Below are 26,644 nucleotides of genomic sequence, written 5' to 3' on the forward strand. Positions count from 1 at the left end.
GCCCAGCGTTGATCGCCCTCGCATTCCAGAGCGTCAAGCGTCATACGCCCAGCTCATCCGAAACGACGCCCCGCCCCACTCGGAGTCTTGCACTAGCACCTGCCCGCCATGCCATTGGCTGACCCGCTGCACCAGCGCCAGGCCCAGGCCGAAGCCGCCGGTGCGGCGGTCACGGCTGGCGTCGAGGCGTATGAACGGCTGGAAGATCTTCGCCCGGCCCTCCTCGGGTATGCCCGGGCCGTCGTCGCAGACCCGCACCTCATAACCGCTGCCGAACTTGACCAGCGACACTTCTACCCGGCGGTCGGCGTAACGGATGGCGTTACGCAGCAGGTTGATCACCGCGCGCGCCATGAAGCGCGGTTCGATCTGGATAACGTCGACCTCACACCTGCGCAAGGACAACTGCACGCCTTCCGCCTCAGCCTCCAGGGCGACGCTGCCGATCACGCTGTCGAGCCAACTGTGAGCCTCGATAGCCTCCCGCGTGACCTGGGTGGCGCCGCGCTCCAGGCTGGCGTAGGTCAACAGTTCAGAGACCATTTCCTCCAACTCGCAAAGGTCGGCGTACATGTCGGCGATCAGTGCACGGCTCTGCCGGGGATCGGCCTGTTGTTTGAGCTGGTCGAGCTCGAACGACAAGCGCGCGATAGGCGTGCGCAGTTCATGTGAGACCGCGTTGGTCAACTCACGCTGGTTGGCAATCAGGCTTTCGATGCGTTCGGCCATCTGGTTGAAATGCCCGGCCAGTTCGCGCACGGTGGAGCGACGTGGCAACAGGATGCGCGAGCAGAGGTCGTTGTCGCCGAAGCGTTGGGCGGCCAGGCGGATGTGTTCAAGGTCGCGCCAGTGCGGGCGTACCCAAAAGTACAGCACAAGAGCCAGGCACAACCCGAGAAAACCGTAGGCCCACAGGTACAGCCACTTGGGTTCCTCAGGCAGTTTTATTTCCAGCAACTGCGGGCCCGCGTCGATACGGGCGAGGAACTCCTTGAAGTCCCCGCGCACCACCAGCAAGCCGTCGCCCAGGAGTTTTTGTTCGCGCTCGGTCAGTGCCAGGGCGTCCTTTTCCACCAGTTTCAGAGGCAACCCATAGTGGGGTTGCAACTCGGCCAGCCGAGCTTGCCGCGCTTCGCCGAGCAGCGGCCGCAATTGCTCGACCAGGCCGTAGGCCGGGCCACGCAGGGCTTCGCGGTTATAGGTTTCGTTGGCTTCGGGCAGCAACTCATCGAACGTGTAGTTGACCAGCCAGATCGCGCCCGCCAGGCCCAGGGCCAGAATCACATACAGGCGTAGAAACAGGCGCAGCATCTAGACCTCCCACGCAAACGGATTGAACAGATAGCCCTTGCCCCAGATGGTCTTGATGCACACCGGTTCACGGGGGTTGTCGTTGAGCTTGCCGCGCAGTTTGCTGATGTACACGTCGACGCTGCGGTTCAGGCCGTCAAAGGCGATGCCGCGCATGCGGTTGAGGATGTCATCGCGGGAGAGGATCTTGCCGGCGCTGCTGGCAAGCAACCACAGCAGCTCGAATTCCATGGTGGTGAGGTCGATCTTCTCGCCGCCCAGGCTGACCACCCGGCAACTGCGGTCAATCGCCAGCCGCCCGAACTCGATGGCCCCGCGTACCGTCGGCTCCGGCGCCTGGCGACGTTGCAACGCACGCAGGCGGGCCAGCAACACCGGCGGTTTGATCGGTTTGATCACGTAGTCATCGGCGCCGGACTCCAGGCCGAGAATGTGGTCCAGGTCGTCTTCCTTGGCGGTGAGGATCACGATCGGCGTGTCGGACACCGTGCGAATCTCGCGACACACATGCAGGCCACTCTGGCCGGGCAGCATCAGGTCGAGCACGACAATCTTTGGCTTGAAATCGAGGAAGGCCGCCAAGGCTGCATCGCCGCGATGCACCACCCGCACTTCAAAACCGTGCTGTGCCAGAAAGTGCGCGACCAGCCCTGCCAGCTTCTCATCATCCTCAACGAGCAGGACCTTGCCCAGACCCAGGTTTTCCATAAGCTCTCAGTGTGCGACGCAGATTGAAGTGCGCGCAGTATAGAAGGCAAGCTGTCCGGCAACAGCGCTTGGTCGGCCACGCGCGATGAAACTTCATGCTTTTAAGAGTTTTTAACAAATAGCCTGCAATTTTTAACGCCATTACAGGCAGCACTATGCGCAAGGATGACCTGGCGTCGCCGCCGCCTCAGGTCGGTACGCCACTGTGAAAGCGGAACTCGACGTCCGGCGACTCGATCAGCGCCTGCTCGGCCGCCCTCACCCGCTCGATCACCTGGGCAACGTCCTTGGCCTCGCCGTACTGGTACGCCAGCTTCAAGTAACCCTGGTAGTGCCGCGCCTCGCTTTTCAGCAGGCCGAAGTAGAACTTGCCGAGTTCTTCGTCCAAATGCGGCACCAGGGCCTCGAAACGCTCGCAACTGCGCGCCTCGATAAAGGCGCCAACCACCAGGGTGTCCACCAGTTTGACCGGTTCATGGGTGCGCACCACCTTGCGCAGCCCCGAGGCATAACGCCCGGCGTGCAACTGGCGCAGCTCGACCTTGCGCTTCTTCATCAGGCGCATGACCTGTTCGTGGTGGACCAGTTCTTCGCGTGCCAGGCGCGACATCATATTGATCAAGTCAACATGGCTGTGATACTTAGCGATCAGGCTCAAGGCGGTGCTGGCGGCCTTGAATTCACAGTTTTTATGGTCGATCAACAGGGTTTCCTGATCGGCCAGTGCGGCCTGGACCCAGGCGCCAGGGGTGGGGCAGCCGAGGAATTCGTGGATTTCGGGCAGGTTCATCGGGCTCACGGGCAAAGGATCACAATAGGCCGCCGATTATACCGACCGCGCCGCAGACCACCAGCCACTGGCCTTGATGTGTATCAACATGACGTCTGGCGGGCAGCAACTATAGTTGCTCAACGCCCCCTTTCTGGAGAGTCCCGACCATGCAAGCCATCCGCAGCATCCTGGTGGTCCTTGAGCCCGAGCATTCGGAAAGCCTGGCCCTCAAGCGCGCCAAACTGATCGCCGGGGCCACCGGCGCGCATCTGCACCTACTGGTGTGCGACAAAAAGCGTGAGCATTCAGCGCTGTTGAGTCTGCTCAAGTCCGGCCTGACGGAAGACGGCTACAACGTCACGACCGAACAGGCGTGGAGTAACAGCCTGCATGAAACCATCATCGACGTGCAGCAGGCCGAAGGCTGTGGCCTGGTGATCAAGCAGCACTACGCCGACAGCCCACTGAAAAAGGCGCTGCTGACCCCGGCGGACTGGAAGCTGTTGCGCTACTGCCCTGCGCCGGTCCTGCTGGTCAAGACGGCAACCCCATGGAGCGGCGGCGTCATTCTTGCAGCCATCGATGTGGGCAATACCGACGCCGAACACCGCGCGCTGCACCACATGATCGTCGACTACGGCTTCGACATTGCCAGCCTGTCTAAGGCCTCACTGCATGTAATCAGTGCCCATCCATCGCCGATGCTCTCGGCCGGCGACCCGGTGTTTCAGCTCAAGGAAACCATCGAGGCGCGCTATCGCAAGCAGTGCACGGCATTCCAGACCGAATTTGATATAGACGACGCCCACCTGCATATCGAAGAAGGCCCGGCGGATGTGCTGATTCCCCATACCGCCTACACATTGAAAGCGGCAGTGACGATCATCGGCACCGTGGCGCGCACCGGGCTGACCGGGGCGCTGATCGGCAATACGGCGGAAGTGGTGCTGGATGCACTGGAAAGCGATGTGCTGGTGCTCAAGCCGCAGACACTGACGGATCAGCTGGAAAAGCTGGCCAACCAGGCCTGATCGTCAGGCACCCAACACATCCTTGAGAAACCCCGGCGCGATATAGCGCTGGTAATGCGCCTCGGACAGGATAAAAAACTCACGGTCGATGGCATCGCGCAGCTCCGGCAGGCTCCACTCGCGAAACTCCGGCAGCAGCACCATGCCATAGGCCTCCAGGTTGGAAATCACCCGCGCCCCGCGAGCGATCAACTGGTACGCCCAGCAGTACTCTGACTGGTGCGGTACAAAGCGAATCTTGCGTTGTTCCAGTTGGCCGCGCAGGGTCTTGGGGTCGAAAACCTCCAGCTTGCCGGCCATGACCTGCACCAGCAGTTGCTCGAGCCGTAGCCAGACCGCGCGTTTTTCCTCTTCGTTATAGCCATTCCACTGGATCACTTCGTGGTGGAAGCGCTTGCATCCGCGACACACGAGGTCACCGTAAACCGTGGAGCACAGGCCTACGCAGGGGGTCTTGATGGTGTGGTTGGACATGGGTGGCAACACGCAAATCAGCGAAACAGTGCACCATGTTAGCCCTTTGTCTAAGGTTCATCACCCCGCAAACTTGGCTTGGCAACTTACCTTTAGAAATTATTTGCCGTAGAATCAACCGGCCTTATAAGGCGCCAATAATCCGCTGGAAGCTGTTTTCAAAGCGTCACGAGCACAGTCGATCCTTCAGAACGGTATTGGCGATGGTCAATGACCCCGCAGGTCAAGCCAGCGCCAACCCTCATCAGCTCCGTTCTGCAGGCGTAAAACTTTGAAAGCAGCTTCTGTGAGGAATGTCGGCAGCGCAGGCTTTGCGGCCCAAAAGGCCCCCGAGCGCGTGCGTGCCGTTCATTTCTGGATGAGCGTCCCGTGGGACCACTGATGAGGGTAATAACTGTGCTTGAAGCGTATCGCAAACATATCGAAGAGCGTGCAGCCCTGGGTATTGTTCCCCAGCCGCTTAATGCCGAACAAACCGCAGGCCTGGTTGAGCTGCTGAAAAATCCTCCGGCTGGCGAAGAAGAATTCCTCGTTGACCTGATCACCAACCGCATTCCACCAGGTGTTGACGAAGCAGCCTACGTCAAAGCCGGTTTCCTGTCTGCCCTGGCCAAGGGCGAAGCCACTTCTCCCCTGATCGACAAGAAACGCGCCGTTGAACTGCTTGGCACCATGCAAGGCGGCTACAACATCGTGACCCTGGTCGAGCTGCTCGACAACGCCGAACTGGCACCTGTCGCCGCCGCTCAACTCAAGCACACCCTGCTGATGTTCGATGCGTTCCACGACGTGGCTGAAAAAGCCAAGGCTGGCAACGCACACGCCAAAGGCGTGATCCAGTCCTGGGCCGACGGCGAGTGGTTCAAGAACCGTCCGACCCTGGCCGACAAGATCAGCCTGCGCGTGTTCAAGGTCTCCGGCGAAACCAACACCGACGACTTGTCGCCTGCGCCGGACGCCTGGTCCCGCCCTGACATCCCGCTGCACGCCCTGGCCATGCTGAAAATGGCTCGCGACGGCATCGTGCCGGACGAGCAAGGCAAAACCGGCCCGATGAAGCAGATCGAAGAAATGCGCGGCCAAGGCTTCCCGATCGCCTACGTCGGTGACGTGGTCGGTACCGGCTCGTCGCGTAAATCGGCAACCAACTCCGTACTGTGGTTCTTCGGCGACGACGTTCCTTACGTGCCGAACAAGCGCGCCGGTGGCTTCTGCTTCGGCAGCAAGATCGCTCCGATCTTCTACAACACCATGGAAGATGCTGGCGCACTGCCGATCGAGTTCGACGTCACCAACATGAACATGGGCGACGTGATCGACCTGTACCCGCATGCTGGCAAAGTCTGCAAGCACGGTACCGATGAAGTCCTGACCACCTTCGAAATGAAGACCCCGGTGCTGTTGGACGAAGTCCGTGCCGGCGGCCGTATCCCGCTGATCATCGGCCGTGGCCTGACCGAGAAGGCGCGTGCCGAACTCGGCCTGCCACCGTCCGACCTGTTCAAGAAGCCGGAAGCTCCGGCCGAAAGCACCAAGGGTTTCACCCTGGCGCAGAAGATGGTCGGCAAGGCATGCGGCGTGGCTGGCGTTCGTCCAGGCACCTACTGCGAGCCTAAGATGACCACCGTGGGTTCCCAGGACACCACCGGTCCTATGACCCGTGACGAACTGAAAGACCTGGCGTGCCTGGGCTTCTCGACCGATCTGGTGATGCAGTCGTTCTGCCACACCGCGGCTTATCCTAAGCCGATCGACGTGACCACCCACCACACCCTGCCTGACTTCATCATGACCCGTGGCGGCGTGTCGCTGCGCCCAGGCGACGGCATCATCCACAGCTGGCTGAACCGCATGCTGCTGCCGGACACCGTCGGCACCGGTGGTGACTCCCACACCCGTTTCCCGATGGGCATCTCGTTCCCGGCCGGTTCCGGCCTGGTAGCGTTCGCCGCAGCCACTGGCGTAATGCCACTGGACATGCCGGAATCGATCCTGGTGCGCTTCAAAGGCAAAATGCAACCTGGCATCACCCTGCGTGACCTGGTTCATGCCATTCCTTACTACGCGATCCAGGCTGGCCTGCTGACCGTAGAGAAGAAAGGCAAGAAGAACGCCTTCTCCGGCCGCATCCTGGAAATCGAAGGCCTGGACAACCTGAGCATCGAACAAGCCTTCGAGCTGTCCGACGCCTCGGCTGAACGTTCGGCTGCCGGTTGCACCATCAAGCTGTCGAAAGAGTCGATCACCGAGTACCTGAACTCCAACATCACCCTGCTGCGCTGGATGATCGGCGAAGGCTACGGCGATGCACGCACCCTGGAACGTCGCGCCCAAGCGATGGAAGCCTGGGTTGCCAACCCGGAGCTGATGGTGGCCGATGCCGACGCGGAATACGCCGAAATCATCGAGATCGACCTGGCCGACATCAAGGAGCCTGTGCTCTGCGCGCCAAACGATCCGGACGACGCCCGTCTGCTGTCCAGCGTTGCTGGCGAGAAGATCGACGAAGTGTTCATCGGTTCGTGCATGACCAACATCGGTCACTTCCGCGCTGCCGGTAAACTGCTGGATCAGGTCAAGGGTCAGCTGCCAACCCGTCTGTGGCTGTCGCCGCCGACCAAGATGGACGCTCACCAACTGACCGAAGAAGGCTACTACGGCATCTACGGCAAGGCTGGCGCGCGCATGGAAATGCCGGGCTGCTCGCTGTGCATGGGTAACCAGGCACGTGTAGAGCCGAATTCGACCGTTGTGTCGACTTCGACCCGTAACTTCCCGAACCGTCTGGGCGATGGCGCCAACGTCTACCTGGCTTCGGCCGAGCTGGCGTCGGTGGCTTCGATCCTGGGTCGCCTGCCGACCGTCGAGGAGTACATGGAATACGCCGCGAAGATCAACACCATGGCCAGCGATGTGTATCGCTACCTGAGTTTCGATCAGATCGCCGAGTTCCGTGAAAGCGCTGCAAACGCCAACATCCCGGTGCTGCAAGCCTAAGGGTGTGTTGATGTAAAGGACGCCGCGTATCGCAAGATACGCGGCGTTTTTTTATGCCTGTGGATGGGCCCGCAGCGCCAGTTGCACCGCCCCATCGACGCTCAAGCCGCTGAGCAAAACCTCTGGCGCCTGCGCCTCGGGCAGCATCTGCAATACTTCATGGGCATCATGTCGCACCCGTGCCAGCACCAGTTGCTTGCCCTGTGCGCGTACCTGGGCAAAAAACGCGGCCAGCGCTTCGATGCTGGTGCCGTCGAGGTCGTGGGACTCTTCCAGGCTCAACACCACCATCTGCGCGGATGACTGGCGCATCAAGCGCAGGGCAGCGCCGAGGATGCGCTCGGCATTCGCGAAAAACAGCGCTTCGCTCGGCCGTATGATCAATACGCCGGGGATGGTCAGCGCATCGGCATGGTGTAGGCGGTCCACGAAGTCATGAGTGTCGCCCAGCCGCCCAAGCACCTGGATATCGGCTGCCGACATCTGGCGCAACATCAACACCACGCTGATCGCGACCGACAATAACAAGCCATCCAGCACACCGAGCACCAGCACGGCCGCCACCGCGCACACCGCCAGCAAACGGTCGCGCCGCCACAGGAAGTAACGCCCCAGGGGCTGCAAGCTCAAACCGCGGCCCAGGGCATAAATCACCACCGCCGCCAACACCGGCTCCGGCGTGAGCGCAACATACGGCAGCACCGTCAACACAATCGCCAGGATCACCAGCGCCGCGACAATCCCCGCCCAACGCGAATAGGCGCCAGCCGCCTCGTTCGCCGAGGTCGCCGAATACCCGGCGCCCGTCGGCATGCCGTGGAACAAACCGGACACCAGGTTAGCCGCCCCCAGCGCCAGCAAATCACGGTTGGACGACACCCGGTCGCCATGTTTAAGGGCGAACGAACTGATCGAGCCGTAGGACTCTGCATACAAAATCATGACCAGCGCAAACGCCAACTCGCCCAGGCGCAGCCAATCGGCAAACGGCAGCACCGGCAAATGCCCCAGCTCCAGGCGCAGGTCAATCAGGCCGATCAGCGCCACGCCCTGGGCCTGTAGGTTCAGGCTCTGGCCGGCAACAATGCCCAGCACTATCACCACCAACCCGCCGGGCAGGCGCGGAACGCGGTCGCATAGCCACAACACCAGCAATGCCACCGCGGCCACCATGGCGGCGGGCCAGTTCCAGTGCGGCAGTTGCTCCAGCAACTGCGGCAGGAAGCGGATCAGGTTGTTATCGGTCAGGTGAACACCCACCACACCGGCCAGTTGCTTGAGGATGATGGTCAGCGCCAGGCCGAAGGCAAACCCGCGCAACACCGGCTTGGCGATAAACGAGGTGACACCACCGAGCTTGAACAACCCGGCCAAGAGAAAAAACACGCCAATGATCAACACCAGCCCGAAAGCCAGGGACAGCCTCAGCGCCGGATCATCACCCGCCAGGCTGGCCGTTGCCGCCGCCAACACCGCCGCCGACGACGAGGTAGCCGAGACAATCGCGAAGCGGCTGGTGCCGAACAGGCCGTAGCACACCAGCCCGGCAAACAAGGCAATCACACCGGCCTGGGGCGGCAGCGCGGCAATGCTGGAATAGGCCACTGCCTCCGGCAGCAGCAAACCGGCAATCGATAAGCCGGCGAGTATGTCCTGGGTACGCTTCGACGCAGCGACAACGAGCGCATCGGTTTCAGTGTTCAATCGGCCCCACCCATCCTGGCTAAAAAAGTGCTCCAGCTTAGCGCCCATTGCCGTGCGGCGGTTGCGCCGTGTCAGGTTTTACGAGCGTAAAAAAGGGCTGATCCGCCATGTCTGCGAATCAGCCCTGGTTGGTGCAGCGCGCTGTCAGGACATCAGCGAGTAAATCAACGCGGTAATCGCCACCAGGCCAACCGCCGTGACAAACACATTGGACGCCTGCCCACGGTACTTGGCCATCGCCGGCACCTTGCGGATCGCGTACATCGGCATCAGGAACAGGATCGATGCAATGATCGGCCCGCCCAACGTCTCGATCATGCCAAGGATGCTCGGGTTAAGCGTAGCGACAATCCAGCACACCAGCAGCATGAAGGCGGCGGTCATGCGGTCCAGGCTCTTCGGTGCCGGACGGCGGCCGGTTTTCGCGACCAGGCCCTTGAGGCCTTCGCTGGCGCCGATGTAGTGGCCCAGGAACGACTTCGCAATTGCCACGAATGCAATCAACGGCGCGGCGAAGGCGATGGTCGGGTTGTCGAAGTGGTTGGCCAGGTACGACAGGATCGACAGGTTCTGCGCTTTCGCTTCGGCCAGTTGCGCTGGCGACAGGGTCAGCACGCAACTGAACACGAAGAACAGCACCATCACCACCATCAACAGATGCGCGCGCGACAGGATCTGCGAGCTGCGCTCATCGGCGTTCGCGCCGTACTGACGCTTCTGGTCCACGGCAAAGGCCGAGATAATCGGCGAATGGTTGAACGAGAACACCATCACCGGAATCGCCAGCCACAAGGTGCTGAGCAACGCCGAAGGCGCCGGGACCACGCTGGCGGTGCTGAGGATGCCACCATTCCAGTGGGGGATCAGGTACACCGCCAGAAACAGCAAGGCGACGATGAACGGATACACCATCAAGCTCATCGCCTTGACGATCGCCTGCTCACCGCAACGCACCACGGCCAGCAGGCCGAGGATCAGCACAAATGCCAGGATCGCCCGTGGCGGCGGCATGATGTGCAACTGGTGCTCCATGAAACTGCCGACGGTGTTGGTCAGCGCCACGCTGTAGATCAGCAGGATCGGGAAGATCGCAAAGAAGTACAGCAAGGTGATCAGCGCACCGGCCTTGACGCCGAAGTGCTCTTCGACCACGTCGGTGATGTCGGAACCTTCACGACCGGACAGCACAAAACGCGTCAAGCCACGGTGGGCAAAAAACGTCATCGGGAAGGCCAGCAGCGCCAGGACCACCAACGGCCAGAAGCCGCCAAGGCCGGCGTTGATAGGTAGAAACAAAGTGCCAGCACCAATCGCCGTGCCGAATAGCCCAAGCATCCAGGTGGTGTCCTGACGGCTCCAGCTTGTAAGGATTACAGGTGTCGTGACATAGCGTTCGTCGACGCTATTGGCCTGATCATTCATCCGATCGGATCTCCGCATTTCCACAGCAGGGACGAGTCAGAAAAACCTGACAGGCAGCGCCCCAACCATAACAGGGGCGCGATTGTCCGGGATTCTTTTGAATAAGCAAAGGCTTAGCTGAGGAACGGTTAAGCGGTGCAGAGGCTCAAGAGCGAGGTTTTCGGCTATTTTTGGCGCGCTCAGCGTGGAGCGCATCAGGGGCAGTGGCGTATCAGATGAATCCGTCATGAGTGCCAGAAACATCGTTATGCCTTGTAAGAGAATACCTGCGACTGTTGACTGTCAAACGCATGCCCAGCATGATCGGCCTATGAACCTATTTCAGCTACGCCTCACCCGCACCACCACAACGACCGCTTCCGGCGGGTCGTGCGGTTGCCGTGGGGGCTTGAACTAGACACCTCACAGATTCAACCCAAGGCCCCGCCAGCAATGGACGGGGCCTTTTTATTGCGCCTCCATCTGGCACACGCAAGGAGCAACACCATGGCTGACGCCCTGTTGATCATCGATATGCAAACCGGTTTGTACGATGGCCCGGACCAACCCTTCGAACGCGAGCGCGTGCTGGAGACCATTAACCAACTGATCCGTCGCGCCCGCACAGCCGGCGCACCGATCTTCGTCGCCCGTCACACTGGCCCGGCGGGCTCACCGATTGCAGCGGGCAGCCCGTATTGGCAGGTGTGGCACGCACTGGATGTCGATGAGGCTCGTGACCAGTTCTTCAATAAAACCCGCCCCAGTTGTTTCCTCGGTACCGATCTGGCGCAGCGACTGCGCGCGACACAGGTCAATGAACTGGTGATTGTCGGGATGAAAACCCAGTTCTGTATCGATACCACTTGCCGCGTAGCAGTAGAACTGGGGTTCTCGGTGATCCTGCCCGAAGACGGTCATACCTGCATGGACACCGCAACGCTGTCGGCGGCGGCGATCATCGAACATCACAATGCCACATTGGCCGGAGCGTTTGCGCAACGTGTGAGAGCGGCCGAGGTCAGTTTCTGACAACAGTAAATACTGTGGGACCGAGCTTGCTCGTCCCACTTCACACGCCTGCAACATTAAACATAACCTTAAAATTGCCCGACGGTTTTTATAGACCGTGCAATCGCAACCAACCCACCTTTATTTTATTAATTCAAAATATTTGAAAAACCCTTAACACAATCAACAGCGAATTTGTTACAACATTTTCCACCGCATTGAAACACTGCCTCATCACGCCTATATTTTATCCACCGCCGCACCAAACATTACAATCTATAAATAATAACGATAAAAACACCTCACACACCCTGGACCAGGAATTATTTCATGCATAAATACAAAATGATCCTTACAGGCTTTTTTCTGATTGGGTTTCTCTCGCCCCTGGCCAGTCATGGGCAGTCAATGAATACCAAAGCCGATGTCCAGGCGTTGGCCTCATCCCCCCAATGGCTGACCACTAAAGTTTATATAGAAGGCCACCCGGAAGTTGACGTCAAAGACAAGTATCCAGGCGTGGTGGGTATATCCATGTGGGACCCCATGCGCAATCGCTATGAGTTTTTCTACGCCGACACCGGGCAATCAAAGTATGACCATGGCGGCGGCGGTTACTTCCTTGTCACGGGCGATCAAAAAAACCATATCCTGGTGCCTGACAAAGGCCCGATCAGGACCGTCGTGCGGCGGCTGGAGACACTGAATAACGCGGAGTTCACCTATTCGCGGGAAGTGCCCCTAGACATGATCGAGACCAACGAGACTGTCCGTATCTATGTCGTTCATGCACCTTACAAAGGCGCTATAAAAACCGCGACCTCTCACTGAGTTATCCAAATATCAGCTCGATGCCGCCAGGCACTTGAGCCATTCCCTGAATAACCCCGACAACAAAACCAACAAAGAAATGTCCACTTATGAAAACACAACTCAAGTCATTACTGATATCCACCGTATTGCTGTCCACCTTTATATCGGCCGGCGTTAATGCGCAACCTAAAGCCCCGCCTATCGCAAAAGCGCCTGTCGCCACGCCGGACAATGCGATCATGCTGACGGTGTTTCTCAAACATGATCAATCACGCCCACTCAGCGAACTGAGGGCCCAACTCGCCAAACAAGAGTTTTATAAAGTTTTTCCACCGGAGGGGGTAGAAGTTGTCAGTTGGAACATCACCATGGGTATCGGGCAGGTGGTCGTCCTACGCTTACCCGCCTCACGCCTGTCGGCGGTAAACCTCGCATTGGAAAACAGCGCGTGGGGCTCCTACAAAACAGAGTTTTTCCCGACCTATGATTTCAGGGAAATCGCACAGGCAGAAATCAACAAGGTGAGGCAACCCCAGTAACACCCGAGGGCATGCACAGCATCTTCACCTAAGTAGACACCTGCATGTCTCGCCGAAATGCCTGGTGCATCCTCAGCCAAGGTCGTCCTTGATCCCCTTCAGGCGGGGAAATATCTTTCACCCCCAGGCATTTCGGACTACAAAAAAAACGCATAATCCAGGCATCACTCTCCACAGCAAGAGCTGCCCCATGCCCGCCACTGTTCTGGTTCTGGTCGAAACCATCAACGAATACCTGCCCATCATCGAAAGCAATGACTTTCATGTGATCCTGGCGCCAACGCCCGCCGAACGCGCACAGGCCATCAAGGCCCATGGCGGGCAGATCAAAGCCGTACTGACGCGTGGCCCACTGGGTCTGTATGCCGAAGAAATCGCCGCGCTGCCGCTGCTGGAGATCATCTGCGTGATCGGTGCCGGCTATGAGCATGTCGACCTGCAGGCAGCGAGCAATCGCGGGATCGTGGTGACCAACGGTGCCGGCGTGAACGCGCCGTCGGTGGCGGACCACGCTATGGCCTTGTTGCTGTCATTGGTACGCGGCATTCCACAAACGGACGCGGCAGTGCGCCACGGCGAGTGGCCCAAGGTGATGCGCCCTTCCCTGGGCGGCAAGCAACTGGGGATTCTCGGGCTCGGCGCGGTGGGACTGGAGATCGCCAAGCGCGCCGCCCTCGGGTTCGGCATGCAGGTGAGCTACCACAACCGCCAGCCGCGCGATGACGTGGACTACACCTATTGCTCGACCGCCGTGGAGCTGGCGCGCACCTCGGACTTCCTGATCCTGGCCACGCCCGGCGGCCCCAGCACGCGCCACTTGATCGATCGGCATGCCCTGGATGCGTTGGGGCCGAACGGCTACCTGGTGAATATCGGCCGTGGCAGCGTGGTGGTGACCGCCGACCTGATCGCCGCCCTGGAGCAGCGCCGTATCGGCGGCGCGGCACTGGATGTGTTCGACGACGAGCCCAAGGTGCCCGACGCCCTCAAGCGCCTGAGCAATACCGTGCTGACCTCCCATGTGGCCGGGCTGTCGCCGGAAGCCGCCCACGATACGGTGCAACGGGTGGCCGACAACCTGCTGGAGTACTTCGCCGGCCGTCCGGTGCTGACGCCGGTCGCCTTGCCGCCGCCCGAAAAATGACCGATCAGGCACGCTGATCATCATCCAACACGCGAACCTATTAAGCCGCCCCGACCTTGTGGCCGGGCGGCTGGGCGCATTAGATTAGCCAATAGTCCGAGGCCTTTAGAATAAGCAGAAGGGATAAGCATGGCGCTGAACGACCAATCGACCCAGATCCGCCCAGGCGAAGAACTTGATGCCAGCCTGATCGATCCCTACCTCAAGGCCCATATTCCGGGCCTGAGCGGCACGGTCAAGATCAGCCAGTTCCCCGGCGGCGCGTCCAACCTGACCTACCTGCTGGAATACCCGGGCCAGGAGTTCGTGCTGCGCCGCCCGCCGTTCGGGCACAAGGCCAAGTCCGCCCACGACATGGGCCGCGAATTCCGCATTCTCAATCAACTTAAAGACGGCTTTCCCTACTGCCCCAAGGCCTACGTGCATTGCACCGATGAATCGGTGATCGGCGCCGAGTTCTATGTGATGGAGCGCGTCAACGGCATCATCCTGCGCTCCGATCTGCCGGCCGAACTGGGCCTGAACGCGAGCAAGACCGAAGCGCTGTGCAAAAGCTTTATCGACAAGTTCGTCGAACTGCACCAAGTGGACTACAGCGCCTGCGGCCTGGCCGACCTGGGCAAGCCCGAAGGTTACGTGGCGCGCCAGATCCGCGGCTGGAGTGACCGCTACGAAAAAGCCCTGACCCCCGACGCGCCGCGCTGGGAGGCCGTGCGCGCCTGGCTCAACGACAAGATGCCGGCCGACCATCCCACCTCGAGCATCGTGCATAACGACTACCGCTTCGACAACGTGATCCTCGACCCGCACAACCCGATGCAGATCATCGGCGTGCTGGATTGGGAACTGACCACCCTCGGCGACCCGCTGATGGACCTGGGCAACACCCTCGCCTACTGGATCGAAGCCGCCGACCCGGCGCCCGTGCAACTGATGCGCCGCCAGCCGAGCAACGCGCCCGGCATGCTCACGCGCCGCCAGTTCGTCGACTATTACGCCGAGCGCGCCGGCCTTGAGATCGACAATTTCGACTTCTACTACACCTACGGCCTGTTCCGCCTGGCCGGCATCGTGCAGCAGATCTACTACCGTTTTTTCCATGGCCAGACCCAGGACAAACGCTTTGCGCAGTTCATTCAGATGAACAAGCTGCTGGAGCAGATGAGCCTGAATGTCATCGGCAAATCCGCCCTCTGATCGACCGAGCCAAGACCCACAAGGAACCCCCATGTCCAAGACCAACCTGTTCGACCTCGACGGCAAGATCGCTTTTGTCTCCGGCGCCAGCCGTGGCATCGGTGAGGCCATCGCCAAGTTGCTGGCCCAGCAAGGCGCCCATGTGATCGTCTCCAGCCGCAAGCTGGAAGGCTGCCAGCACGTGGCGGATGCGATCATCGCCGACGGCGGCAAGGCCACTGCGGTTGCCTGCCATATCGGTGAAATGGAGCAGATCACCCAGGTCTTCGCCGGCATCCGCGAACAGTTTGGGCGCCTGGACATCCTGGTCAACAATGCCGCGACCAACCCACAATTCTGCAACGTGCTGGACACCGACCTGGGCGCCTTCCAGAAAACCGTGGATGTGAATATTCGCGGCTACTTCTTCATGTCGGTGGAAGCCGGCAAGCTGATGCGCGAAAACGGTGGCGGCAGCATCATCAACGTGGCCTCGATCAACGGCATCTCACCGGGCGTGTTCCAAGGCATTTATTCGATAACCAAGGCCGCCGTGATCAACATGACCAAGGTGTTCGCCAAGGAATGCGCCGAATTCGGCATCCGCTGCAACGCCTTGCTGCCGGGCCTGACCGACACCAAGTTCGCCTCGGCGCTGGTGAAGAACGACGCGATCCTGAAAATGGCCCTGGCGCAGATCCCGCTCAAGCGCGTGGCGGACCCAAGCGAGATGGCCGGCGCGGTGCTGTACCTGGCCAGCGATGCATCGAGCTACACCACCGGTGTGTCGCTGAACGTGGACGGTGGCTTCCTGTCCTAACCACCTAAGCAGCACAATCCCCAGGTGGGAGCTGGCCCGCTCCCACTTTTTTTATCGCGTTGTCCTACCGCCCCTTTGGAGCAAGCGTCACCTGCGAGTAGTCTTGGAGCGATTCAGCCCCTCAGGACAAACATGGAACTGCACGTGATCATCAACGGCCGCAAGGACCTGGCCGAACAGCTCTACCAGCAACTGCGCGAAGCCATCGACTCCGGACGCCTGGCCGCCGGGGCGCAACTGCCGCCCAGCCGTCTGTTGGCCGCGCAACTGGGCGTGTCACGCAAGACCGTGTCCGACACCTACGCCACCCTGACCTACGAAGGCCTGCTGGTGGGCAGGATCGGACGAGGCACGTTCGTCAACGGCCGCACTCCGCCGACCGAACACCTACAAACCGCCACCGACCTGGCCTGCGCCGCCAACCTGGCGAAGTGGCAGGCGCTGCCCTCGCCCATGCATCACCCCACGCGCGACAGCGCCCTGCGCTACGAATTCCTCGGCGGCGCCACCAGCCGCCAGCAATTCCCCCAGGACGAATGGCGGCGCTGCACCCAGGACGCCCTGCGCCGTATTGCCCAGAACAGTGGTCTCTACAGCCAGCCCGAAGGCCTGCCGGCGTTGCGCAGCGCCATCGCCGGGCACATTGCGTTTTCCCGTGGGGTCAAATGCAGCGCCGACGACATTGTGGTCACCAACGGCGCGCAGCAGGCTCTCGACCTGATCGCCCGCGTGGTGCTGGAGCCGGGCAGCATCGTCGCCATGGAAGACCCCGGCTACAGTCCGGCGCGCCAGTTGTTCATGGCGATGGGAGCAAACGTTATCGGGGTGCCCATCGACGATCAGGGTATTCAGGTCGACCAGGTCCCTGACGGCGCGCGGCTGATCTATGTGACGCCGTCCCACCAGTTTCCCCTCGGCATGCCCATGAGCCTGGCGCGCCGCGAAGCCCTGCTGGCCCGCGCGTTCGAGCTGGGGGCGATCATTATCGAAGACGACTACGACAGCGAATTCCGTTACGAAGGCCGCCCCACCGACTCCCTGCAAAGCATGGACACCCGTGGCGTGGTCACTTACGTCGGCACCTTCTCCAAAACCCTGCTGCCGGAGTTGCGCCTGGGCTATGCGGTACTGCCGCCGGCGATTTATGGCGCGGTGCTCAAGGCCAAGCAATTGACTGATCAACACAGCTCCACCCTGCCGCAATGGGCGCTGGCCAAGTTCATCAGCGAAGGCTATCTGCTCAAGCACATTCGCCGCTGCCACAGCGTGTATGCCGGGCGCCGCGAACGCATTCTGCAACGCCTGGCGGGCGACCTGTCGCCGTGGTTCGACGCGGTGCCCACCGTGGCCGGCTTTCATATGGCAGCGCTGTGCAAGGTGGCGGTGGACATCCCGCGGCTGCGGGAACTGGCACGCCAGATGGAAGTGGGCCTGTATCCGCTCGATGTGTTCTTTCACGACACGCCGGTACGCCCGGGTTTGATCATCGGCTTCGGCGCGATCGAAACCCTGGACATCGACCCGGCGCTGGATAAGGTGCGCGACATTCTCCAGCACATTGGCTAACGGGCCTTCCCGCATGATTCAGGGGCGCCTGAACAGGCGGCGGTGGTCTTCGACCCGCTCACGACAGACGCAGCCTTCAAGGTGATCATTGACCATCCCCATCGCCTGCATCAACGCATACATCGTGGTCGGCCCCACGTAGGTCCACCCGCGTTTCTTCAAGGCCTTGGACAAGCGCACCGACGCCGGTGACGTCGGATTGGCCTTCCAGTAAGCCAGGTCCACTACCGCCGGGCGCTCTTCAGGCGCCGGTTCGAATGACCAGAGCCATTTCGCCAGCGAACCGCTCTCCTGCACCAACTCGCATGCCCTGCGCGCATTGTTGAGGGTCGAGATGATCTTCGCGCGGTTGCGCACGATGCCAGGGTCGACCATCAGGCGCTCGATATCCTCTTCGCCGTACTGAGCCACCCGGCGAAAATCAAAACCGTCGAACGCCCGCCGAAAGTGCTCGCGCTTGCGCAGGATGGTGATCCACGCCATCCCCGCCTGAAAACCCTCCAGGCAGATCTTCTCGTACAACTGAATGTCGTCCGCCACCGGCACGCCCCATTCGTGGTCGTGGTAATGCGGATATTCCGGCGCAGCGGTACGCCAACTGCAATGGGTCAGCCCTGCGTCGTTGGTGCTCAGTCCTGGTTTGTCCATCCGTCACCTCGCGTACTCAGCGGCGGATGATAAGCGAAAAAATTTGCGCCCCGCCAACCGCTCAAGCACCGCCCTCGCAAAGCAACTGGTCAGACCGGAACCCGCCAAGCGCGGAATATTTACTTGTGATCGGGAAAAACCCAAGCGTAGACTGGCCACGCACTGGACTTACCGGTATGACCACAATAATTAAGCCCTGGACCCACCAAGGCACCGAATAGAGATCCCTCCCATGTTCAGATGGTGCTCGCGTTCGATTTTCCTGCAAGTCGTGATCGGTCTGATGCTCGGCATCCTCTGCGGCTTGGTCCTTCCCGAATTCTCCTCGCAACTCAAACCCCTGGGTGACGGTTTCATCAAACTGATCAAGATGTTGATTGGCCTGATCGTGTTCTGCGTGGTGGTCAGCGGTATCTCCGGCGCTGGCGACTTGAAAAAGGTCGGACGCATCGGCTTGAAGTCAGTGATTTACTTTGAAGTGCTGACCACCGTCGCGTTGGTGATCGGCCTGATCATGGCCTTCAGCACCGGTATCGGTACTGGCGCGAATATCCACCTGGAGCAATTGTCCTCCGCCGGCTTGCATGAACTGGCCGACAAGGGCCAACACATCAAGGGCACCAGCCAGTTCTTGATGGACCTGATCCCCAACTCGGTGATCGGTGCGTTTGCCGACAACAACGTGCTGCAAGTGCTGCTGTTCTCGGTGCTGTTCGGCAGCGCCTTGAACCTGGTGGGTGAAGCGGCGTCGGGCATTTCGCGGCTGATCAACGAGCTGAGTCACGTGATCTTCCGCATCATGGGCATGATCGTGCGCCTGGCGCCGATCGGCGTGTTCGGCGCAATCGCCTTTACCACCAGCACCTACGGCCTGGACTCACTGCAGCACCTGGGCAGCCTGGTAGGCCTGTTCTACCTGACCTGCTTTATGTTTGTCGGGGTGATCCTCGGCCTGGTGATGCGCCTGTCCGGCCTGCGCATGCTGCCGCTGCTCAAGTACCTGCGCGAAGAACTGCTGATCGTGATGGGCACCGCCTCGTCCGACGCGGTGCTGCCACAGATCATGCGTAAACTGGAACACTTGGGCATCGGCAGTTCCACCGTGGGCCTGGTGATTCCGACAGGCTATTCGTTCAACCTCGACGGCTTCTCGATCTATCTGACCCTGGCCATCGTGTTTATCGCCAACGCTACCGGCACACCGCTGTCGATGACCGACTTGCTGACCATCCTGCTGGTGTCGTTGATCACCTCCAAGGGCGCCCATGGCATTCCGGGCTCGGCGCTGGTGATTCTGGCGGCGACACTCACGGCCATCCCGGCGATTCCGGTGGTCGGCCTGGTGCTGGTGTTGGCCGTGGACTGGTTCATGGGCATCGGCCGCGCATTGACCAACCTGATTGGCAACTGCGTCGCCACCATCGCCATTGCGCGCTGGGAAAAAGACATCGACATCCAGCGCGCCAACAAGGTACTCGCCGGCCAGCAGGGTTATGCGTTCCAGGCTAAAAAGCCGGTAGTGCCCGCGCACCAGGAGTTCTGACCCATTGGCATGAGCGACACAGATCACCTGTGGGAGGGGGCTTGCCCCCGATTGCGCTGGATCAGCCTCATCGCAGGTGACTGATACATTGCTATCTGGGGCAAGCCCGCTCCCACACTTAATCGTCGCCTTTGTGGCAATTGTATTCGCAATATCAAGGAGCCATCGACGTGATCACCCCCTCAACCGTCGTCAATTCAGTCGTAGAAAAACTCCGCGCCGCCCTGGCGCGGGGCCAGTGGCGCCGGGGCGAAATGCTGCCCGGCCAGCGTGAACTGGCCGAACAAATGGGCATCAGCCGCCCAAGCCTGCGTGAAGCCGTGATCGTGCTGGAAACCCTCGGCCTGGTGCGCGCCATGCCCGGCAAGGGCGTAGTGGTGTTGGAAACCAGCGTCAGCGAGCCGCAATCGAGCGACGCCGTGGCCGACGCCAGCCTCGAAGACATCCTGCAACTGCGCTACACCCTGGAGCCGTTCATTGTCGGCCTGGTGGCCCAATCCATCAGCAGCAAGGAAGTCGGCCAACTGCGCCTGACGTTGATGGACATGCGCGAAGCCTTGGACGCCGGCGACGCCGAAGCCGGCATGAACGCCTACATCGGTTTCCACGAAGAACTGTTCGCCCTCACCTCCAACCCAATCTTCCAGAACGTGGTGCAGCAAACCAGCAACGCCCTCAAGCAAAGCGCCCAGGTGCTGCGCAATTCTCCCGAACACCTCGCGGAGCGCCTGCAGGAAAACGACGCCGTGGTGCGCGCCATCCGCAACAAAAACAGCGCCTTGGCCAGTGCCGAGATGCGCCGACACATCCTCCAAGAAGGCCTGCGCATGGGCATTCGCTTGAACATCCCGGACGACCATCTGGGTAGCTGACTTTCTGGAGACCGGCCATGACCGCCCACGCCCTGCAACGCGACCCGATCCTCCCTGCCCTGCGCCTGGTGGCAGGTAAAAAGCCCGCCGTGGACGACATCTACCCTCGGCTGTTCGACGCCATCCTCGAACAACGCATCGGCCCCTCCAGCCGCTTTACCGAAGACGGCCTGGGCGAAACCTTTGGCGTGAGCCGCAGCGTGATTCGCCGGGTACTGGCCAAGCTATCCCAGCAACAAGTGATCATCCTGCGCCCCAACCAGCGTGCCCAAGTGGCTGCGCCAGATGCGCAGCAAACACGCCAGATTCTGGAAGCGCGGCGGATGACGGAGATCACGGTGGTGCAACTGGCCTGTGCCCAGGCAACGCCCGCGCAGATCCGCCAACTGCGCGAGCTGATTGCCCGCGAACGCGAGTGCATCCAGGGCGACCAGCGCGGGCCGGCGATTCGTTTGTCGGGGGAGTTTCACCTGCAATTGGCGGCCATTGCCGGCAATGGGCCGCTGGCACAGTTCCTCAATAGCCTGGTGCCATTGACGTCGTTGATCATTGCGCAGTTTGAAGCGAAAGCCTGCACGTACTGCGCGTGGCAGGAGCATGTGGCAATCGTCGAGGCGGTGGAGCAACAGGATGTCAGCGCAGCCGTGTCGTTGATGACCCAGCACCTGGATCAGCTGGAAACCAAACTACTCAAGCACCACTGATCTCCAGTAAACGCACAAACAAAAAGTGGGAGGGGGCTTGCCCCCTCCCACATTTTTTACCGCTGAATCAAGCCGATTGCAGCACCGGCTGACCACTCAACGCCAAGTCGAGCAACTCACGGTTGGCCACCGCATACATGGCGTAGTCCGTGCCGACCGCAGCACGGATTTCCACCATCATTGCGCGCCAGCGATCGGCCATGTCCTGGTGCTGCTCAAGCCACAGGGCCACGCGGGCTTCCATGTCTTGTGGCGCGTCGGCCATTTGCAGTACGGAAATGGTGATCGCCCGTTGCTGCCAGTCCACGTCGTCGCGGAAGGCTTCGCGGGCCTGGGCCTGCCAGTTGTTGGCTACCGGCAGATCGCTGATCTGCTGCAGGTACCACGGCAAGTCCAGGGCGCTGCCGACGGCGAAGTAGGCCTTGGCCACTTCGGCGGCGTCATGCCCGGTCACGTCGGCGGCTTCGATGATCGGCAGCAAGGTGTACAGGTGGGTAGTGCCTGCAACCATGCGTGCCAACAACTCGGGTACGCCGGCTTCGGTGTAGGCCTGATAGCGGTTCTGCCAACCTTCACGAGTCGGGCCTTCCAGCAGTTCGTCGAGCTTGAGGCCCAGTGCGGCCAGGTGCGGACCGAAGTGCGCGGTGTCACGCCCGGCGTCCTGCTCGTTGCGACGGCTGCGCAGGAACCAGCGCGTGGCACGACGGCCCAGGCGCATCAGCTCGTCCATCAACTCCAGTTGCACGTCGGCAGACACCTGGTGGTCCAGGGCTTCGATCTGACGGAACCAGTGCGGGAGATGGAAAATGTCGCGCACGATCACATAGGCGCCCGCCACGTTGGCCGGGCTCATGCCGGTCGACTCTTTGAGCCGCTGCACGAAGGTGATGCCCATGTGGTTGACCAGGTCGTTGGCGATCTGGGTGCTGACGATCTCACGCTTCAGACGGTGGCGACGCATCGCCTCGCCGAACTTGGCCACCAGGCTCGGTGGGAACGCGGTCTCCATGTCACGGGTCAGGTACTCGTCATCCGGCACCTGCGACTTGAGCAGGGCTTCCTTGAGGTCGATCTTGCTGTAGGAGATCAACACCGAAAGCTCCGGACGGGTCAGCCCCTTGCCGGTGCCGGCTCGCTCGACGAGCTGTTCCTCGGTCGGCAGGTACTCGATGGCGCGGTCCAGCTTGCCACGGCTTTCCAGGTCGCTCATCAGGCGCTTGTACTCGGCGGCACGCTCGTAGGCACGGCGCGCGGCCAGGGACAGGGCCTGGGTTTGCTTGTAGTTGTTGCCCAACACCAGGCTGCCGACTTCGTCGGTCATGCTCGCCAGCAACTGGTTGCGTTGCTTGTCGGTCATGTCGCCGGCCTGCACCACTTCGTTGAGCAGGATCTTGATGTTCACTTCGTGGTCGGAACAGTCCACGCCACCGGCGTTGTCGATGAAGTCGGTGTTCGAACCGCCGCCATTGAGGCCGAATTCCACACGCCCCAGTTGGGTCATGCCGAGGTTACCGCCCTCGCCCACCACCTTGCAGCGCAGCTCGTTGCCGTTGACGCGCAGCGCGTCGTTGGCCTTGTCGCCCACATCGGCATGGCTTTCGGTGCTGGCCTTGACGTAAGTCCCGATCCCGCCGTTCCACAACAGGTCTACCGGCGCCTTGAGCAAGGCGTTCAGCAGTTCGGTCGGGGTCAGCTTGTCGGCCTTGATGTCGAAGCGTTCTTTCATCTGCGCCGAGATGGCAATGCTCTTCGCGCTGCGCGAGAAGATGCCGCCGCCTTCGGACATGATGCTGGTGTCGTAGTCGGTCCACGCCGAACGCGGCAGCTCGAACATGCGCTGACGCTCGACGAAGCTGGTCGCCGGGTTCGGGTTCGGGTCGATGAAGATATGCAGGTGGTTGAAGGCCGCGACCAGTTGCAGTTTGTCGGACATCAACAGGCCGTTACCGAACACGTCACCGGCCATATCGCCGACACCAACCACCGTGATGCTGTCTTCCTGCACGTTGATGCCGCGCTCACGGAAGTGACGCTGCACACCGACCCACGCGCCCTTGGCGGTGATGCCCATTTTCTTGTGGTCGTAACCGGCCGAACCACCGGAAGCGAACGCGTCGCCCAGCCAGAAGCCGTAGTCGATGGCGATGCCGTTGGCGATATCGGAGAACGTCGCGGTGCCTTTGTCGGCGGCGACGACCAGGTACGGGTCATCGCCGTCATGCCGCACGACGTTGACCGGCGGCACCAGGGCGCCGTCCTTGAGGTTGTCGGTGATGTCCAACAGGCCGCAAATGAAGATGCGGTAGCAGGCGATGCCCTCGGCCGCAATCTCGTCGCGGCTGCCGCCCAATGGCAGGCGACGCGGCAGGAAGCCGCCCTTGGCGCCCACCGGCACGATCACCGAGTTCTTCACTTGCTGGGCTTTGACCAGGCCGAGCACTTCGGTGCGGTAGTCTTCTTCACGGTCGGACCAACGCAGGCCGCCACGCGCAACGTTGCCAAAGCGCAGGTGCACGCCTTCGACGCGTGGCGAATAGACGAAGATTTCAAACTTCGGCACCGGCTTGGGCAGCTCGGGAATGGCCCGCGGGTCGAACTTGAAGCTGAAGTACGCCTTGTTCTGGCCGTTGGCGTCGGTCTGGTAGAAGTTGGTGCGCAGGGTGGCCTTGATCAGATCCAGGTAGCGCCGCAGGATGCGGTCTTCGTTGAGCACCTGAACCTCGTCCAGGGCGCTGAGAATCGCTTGTTCCAGGCGTTGCTGCTTGTCTTCCAGGTCGTCGGCGGTGAGCTTGCGCGCCAGGTAGAAGCGCGTCTTGAACAACCGGGTCAACTCGCGGGCGATGTCGGTGTGGTTGTTCAGGGTGCTGGCGATGTAACCCAGGTCGAAGCCCAGGCGGATCTGCTTCATGTAGCGGGCGTAGGCACGCAGCAGCGCCACGTCGCGCCACGGCAGGCCAGCAGTGAGTACCAGGCGGTTGAACGCATCGTTCTCGGCGTCGCCATGCACGATATGCACGAACGCGTCCTGCAGGGTGTCGTTGAGCTGCTGGATATCCAGGTTCACGCCTTCGGCGGCAATGAACGCGAAATCATGGATCCAGAACTCGCGACCATTGGCGTGACGCAGGCGGTACGGGAATTCACCCAGCACGCGCAGGCCGAGGTTTTCCAGGATCGGCAATACGTCGGACAGCGCCAGCGGGGTGTCGGCATGGTAGAGCTTGCAATGCAGCTCACGCTGGCCGGACACCTGGCCCAGCGGCTGATAGAAGCTCATCACCAGCGGGTTGGCTTCAGTCAGGCTGAGCAAGTGCTGCATGTCGACCACGGCCGAATGCGCAGCAAAACGCTCGCGGTAGCCGGCCGGGAAACCTTTCGGGAAGTCCGCCAGCACGTTGGTGCCGTGGGCTTCGCCGAAACTTTCGACCACCAGGCTGGAGTAGTCGTCCTGCCAACTGCGACAGGCCTGCACCACTTCTTTTTCCAGCTGCAGCGTGTCGATGTCCAGGCGGTTTTTCGGGTCGACCCGCAGAATCAGTTGCACGCGGGCCAGCACGGACTCGGAGAAGAACGTCCAGAACTCGCAGTCCGAGGCTTTCAGGCGATCCATCAGCACTTGCTGGATCTTCTGGCGCACTTCAGTGGAGTAGATGTCGCGCGGCACGTAGGCCAGGCAGTAGCAGAAACGCCCGTAGGGGTCTTTGCGCAGGAACACGCGGATCTTGTTGCGTTCCTGGATCTGCACGATCGACATTACGGTGCTGAACAGCTCGTCGACCGGGGTCTGGAACAGGTCGTCACGCGGCAGTACTTCGACCACCTGCGCCAATTCCTTGCCCAGGTGCGCTTTGGCCTGGAAGCCCGAACGGCGCTCGATTTCCGCGACCTTGCGGCGGATATAAGGAATCACCCGCACGCTTTCGCCGTACACCGACGAGGTGTACAGGCCCATGAAGCGGCATTCCTTGATGACCTTGCCGTCGGCGTCGATCTCGCGGATCGACACGTAGTCCGGATAAGCCGGGCGATGCACGCGGCTCGGGTGCGCGGCCTTGGCGAACGACAGCACGGTCGGTTCGCGCAGGTACGACACAGCGTAGTCTTCGATGCGCAGGTCGTCGGCGGTGAGGCCGGCGCGCAGCAGCTTGGTCAGACCGAGGAAGGAGCCGGCGTCATATTCGATATGACCGCCGTCCGCCTCGTCACGTACCACAAACTCTTCATAGCCGAGGAAGGTGAAGTGGTTGCCCACCAGCCATTCCAGGAAGTTCTTGATCTCGGCTTTTTCTTCGCCGTCGATGCTGAACTGGCTGGCGTCGATACCGGCCAACAGTTCCTGGACCTTGGCTTTCATCGGCTCGAAATCGGCCACGGCCACGCGCACTTCGCCCAGTACCTGCTCCAGCTCTTTGCTCAGCACGTTCAGTTCGGCGGCGTTGGCGCAGCGGTCGATTTCCAGGTACATCAGCGATTCTTGCTGGATGCCTTCGCCCTGGGTGCCTTTAGGCAGGATTTCCAGCAACTCACCTTTTTTGCCACGACGCACGCTGAGCACGGTGGTTTGCAGGGTGTGGATGCTGTAGCCACGGCGGTTCAGCTCGGTGCGTACCGAGTCGACCAAAAATGGCAGGTCATGGTGCAGTACTTCGACCGCAGTGTGGGTCGACTGCCAGCCATGACGTTCGTAATCGGGGTTGTAGACCCGCACCTGGGGTTCGGTGTGGTCGAAGCGCTCAAGCAGGCGCCAGGCGGACAGGGTGCAACCGGCCAAGTCGGAAAGGCGACGTTGGGTCAGTTCGTCCAGGGAAATGATGCCGAAAAATTGTTCAGCGAACAGCGCCACTTGTGGCAGTGCCTGTTCACTGATGTGCTGCGCCAGTGCCGCTTGCAGTTGATGCTGGAAGTCGGCCTTGCTGGCTGCGGTGAAGAACGCCATCTGTGGTACTCCGCTTGGGCTTGTTATTGATGGAAGCGTCGCGTGTTATCCCCTTGCGGGGAGACCGTCAGCTCTGTTCGCAGGTAACGATGTAAGCACCATAAACGAATCAGGGTGACAGGTGGGTGAAGCTGGACAAGACGATCAGGTCACATACAACTTCCATTAGACGTACACCTTGCCAGGCGACGGTATGACGGGCAGGTCTGGCTCCCGACAGAGGGCACATCCGTTGCGCAGCTTAACGAGTGTAGGAAGACAGCTGCTTGCGGCGCTGCGACATATTCGGTCATCGGCTGGCAATGCAGGGTTGCACAAAGGGCAACCACACCCTCCCAGACTACAAAAAAACCGGTCACCGACGCCGATTTCAAGCCAATGATAGCCAACACACTCGAAGCCCGTCGGCACATACCTACAGCACATCAAGCAACAGACCTCGAACATCAGGGAACTTTTCCTGCGCCAACCGCC

Annotated in this window: 20 protein-coding genes; 12 read left to right on the plus strand and 8 right to left on the minus strand. The window is 60.8% G+C overall.

The window, feature by feature from the left end; all coding sequences use genetic code 11:
• Positions 1–33 precede the first annotated feature (33 nt).
• From J2Y83_RS14930 to J2Y83_RS14940, 3 genes are all read right to left on the minus strand, one after another.
• Positions 34–1,311, minus strand: a complete 1,278-nt coding sequence (locus J2Y83_RS14930) for an ATP-binding protein (RefSeq protein ID WP_253396318.1) — start codon at positions 1,309–1,311, stop codon at positions 34–36.
• The gene (locus tag J2Y83_RS14935; RefSeq protein ID WP_247401615.1) at positions 1,312–2,019 is read right to left on the minus strand and encodes a winged helix-turn-helix domain-containing protein; all 708 of its coding nucleotides are present in this window, start codon (positions 2,017–2,019) and stop codon (positions 1,312–1,314) included. It lies immediately after the preceding gene.
• 187 nt (positions 2,020–2,206) lie between these two features.
• Positions 2,207–2,809, minus strand: a complete 603-nt coding sequence (locus J2Y83_RS14940) for a tRNA-(ms[2]io[6]A)-hydroxylase (RefSeq protein ID WP_253396320.1) — start codon at positions 2,807–2,809, stop codon at positions 2,207–2,209.
• Between the two features lie 149 nt (positions 2,810–2,958).
• On the opposite strand from J2Y83_RS14940, the gene J2Y83_RS14945 reads away from it, so the two are divergent.
• Entirely contained in the window at positions 2,959–3,822 is an 864-nt protein-coding gene (locus J2Y83_RS14945) for a universal stress protein (protein WP_253396321.1), read from the plus strand.
• A gap of 3 nt (positions 3,823–3,825) precedes the next feature.
• Here the strand turns inward: J2Y83_RS14945 and J2Y83_RS14950 are convergent, their stop codons facing one another.
• Positions 3,826–4,296, minus strand: coding sequence for a DUF1289 domain-containing protein (locus J2Y83_RS14950; protein WP_247401612.1), 471 nt, complete (start codon positions 4,294–4,296; stop codon positions 3,826–3,828).
• 396 nt (positions 4,297–4,692) lie between these two features.
• Between J2Y83_RS14950 and acnB the strand changes: the two genes are divergently transcribed.
• Entirely contained in the window at positions 4,693–7,293 is a 2,601-nt protein-coding gene (acnB, locus tag J2Y83_RS14955; protein ID WP_253400396.1) for a bifunctional aconitate hydratase 2/2-methylisocitrate dehydratase, read from the plus strand.
• Positions 7,294–7,344: 51 nt separating this feature from the next.
• Here acnB and J2Y83_RS14960 read toward each other — a convergent pair whose 3' ends face one another.
• On the minus strand, positions 7,345–8,997 hold the full coding sequence (locus tag J2Y83_RS14960) for a SulP family inorganic anion transporter (RefSeq protein WP_253396322.1): 1,653 nt from the start codon (positions 8,995–8,997) through the stop codon (positions 7,345–7,347).
• Positions 8,998–9,141: 144 nt separating this feature from the next.
• Complete coding sequence (locus tag J2Y83_RS14965) at positions 9,142–10,419, minus strand: serine/threonine transporter (protein ID WP_253396323.1); 1,278 nt, start codon at positions 10,417–10,419, stop codon at positions 9,142–9,144.
• 486 nt (positions 10,420–10,905) lie between these two features.
• On the opposite strand from J2Y83_RS14965, the gene J2Y83_RS14970 reads away from it, so the two are divergent.
• The 7 genes from J2Y83_RS14970 to J2Y83_RS15000 all read left to right on the plus strand — a co-directional run bounded on the left by J2Y83_RS14970 (position 10,906) and on the right by J2Y83_RS15000 (position 17,467).
• Positions 10,906–11,430 carry a cysteine hydrolase family protein gene (locus tag J2Y83_RS14970; RefSeq protein ID WP_253396324.1) on the plus strand — a complete coding sequence of 175 codons (525 nt, stop codon included), beginning with the start codon at positions 10,906–10,908 and terminating at the stop codon, positions 11,428–11,430.
• Positions 11,431–11,739: 309 nt separating this feature from the next.
• Positions 11,740–12,240, plus strand: a complete 501-nt coding sequence (locus tag J2Y83_RS14975; RefSeq protein WP_253396326.1) for a DUF4822 domain-containing protein — start codon at positions 11,740–11,742, stop codon at positions 12,238–12,240.
• Positions 12,241–12,329: 89 nt separating this feature from the next.
• A complete protein-coding gene (locus J2Y83_RS14980; protein ID WP_253396328.1) occupies positions 12,330–12,761 on the plus strand; it encodes a hypothetical protein in 432 nt (143 codons plus the stop codon).
• 190 nt (positions 12,762–12,951) lie between these two features.
• Positions 12,952–13,905 carry a 2-hydroxyacid dehydrogenase gene (locus tag J2Y83_RS14985; RefSeq protein ID WP_253396330.1) on the plus strand — a complete coding sequence of 318 codons (954 nt, stop codon included), beginning with the start codon at positions 12,952–12,954 and terminating at the stop codon, positions 13,903–13,905.
• A 129-nt stretch (positions 13,906–14,034) separates the two neighbouring features.
• Positions 14,035–15,102, plus strand: coding sequence for a phosphotransferase family protein (locus tag J2Y83_RS14990; protein WP_253396332.1), 1,068 nt, complete (start codon positions 14,035–14,037; stop codon positions 15,100–15,102).
• A 31-nt stretch (positions 15,103–15,133) separates the two neighbouring features.
• Positions 15,134–15,901, plus strand: coding sequence for an SDR family oxidoreductase (locus tag J2Y83_RS14995; RefSeq protein ID WP_253396334.1), 768 nt, complete (start codon positions 15,134–15,136; stop codon positions 15,899–15,901).
• Positions 15,902–16,033: 132 nt separating this feature from the next.
• Positions 16,034–17,467 carry a PLP-dependent aminotransferase family protein gene (locus J2Y83_RS15000; protein ID WP_253396336.1) on the plus strand — a complete coding sequence of 478 codons (1,434 nt, stop codon included), beginning with the start codon at positions 16,034–16,036 and terminating at the stop codon, positions 17,465–17,467.
• 18 nt (positions 17,468–17,485) lie between these two features.
• On the opposite strand, the gene J2Y83_RS15005 is transcribed toward J2Y83_RS15000, so the two are convergent.
• On the minus strand, positions 17,486–18,115 hold the full coding sequence (locus J2Y83_RS15005) for a DNA-3-methyladenine glycosylase I (RefSeq protein ID WP_253396337.1): 630 nt from the start codon (positions 18,113–18,115) through the stop codon (positions 17,486–17,488).
• A gap of 217 nt (positions 18,116–18,332) precedes the next feature.
• On the opposite strand from J2Y83_RS15005, the gene J2Y83_RS15010 reads away from it, so the two are divergent.
• The 3 genes from J2Y83_RS15010 (at position 18,333) to J2Y83_RS15020 (ending at position 21,234) form a co-directional block, all read left to right on the plus strand.
• Positions 18,333–19,658, plus strand: coding sequence for a C4-dicarboxylate transporter DctA (locus J2Y83_RS15010; RefSeq protein WP_253400397.1), 1,326 nt, complete (start codon positions 18,333–18,335; stop codon positions 19,656–19,658).
• A gap of 170 nt (positions 19,659–19,828) precedes the next feature.
• Entirely contained in the window at positions 19,829–20,530 is a 702-nt protein-coding gene (locus tag J2Y83_RS15015; RefSeq protein WP_253396339.1) for a FadR/GntR family transcriptional regulator, read from the plus strand.
• Between the two features lie 17 nt (positions 20,531–20,547).
• Entirely contained in the window at positions 20,548–21,234 is a 687-nt protein-coding gene (locus tag J2Y83_RS15020) for a GntR family transcriptional regulator (protein WP_253396341.1), read from the plus strand.
• A gap of 67 nt (positions 21,235–21,301) precedes the next feature.
• On the opposite strand, the gene J2Y83_RS15025 is transcribed toward J2Y83_RS15020, so the two are convergent.
• Positions 21,302–26,170: an NAD-glutamate dehydrogenase gene (locus J2Y83_RS15025; protein WP_253396343.1), complete on the minus strand. Its 4,869-nt coding sequence runs from the start codon at positions 26,168–26,170 to the stop codon at positions 21,302–21,304.
• Between the last annotated feature and the right edge of the window lie 474 nt (positions 26,171–26,644).

Origin of the sequence: Pseudomonas marginalis (genome assembly GCF_024169655.1) — a bacterium.
Classification (GTDB): domain Bacteria; phylum Pseudomonadota; class Gammaproteobacteria; order Pseudomonadales; family Pseudomonadaceae; genus Aquipseudomonas; species Aquipseudomonas paraveronii.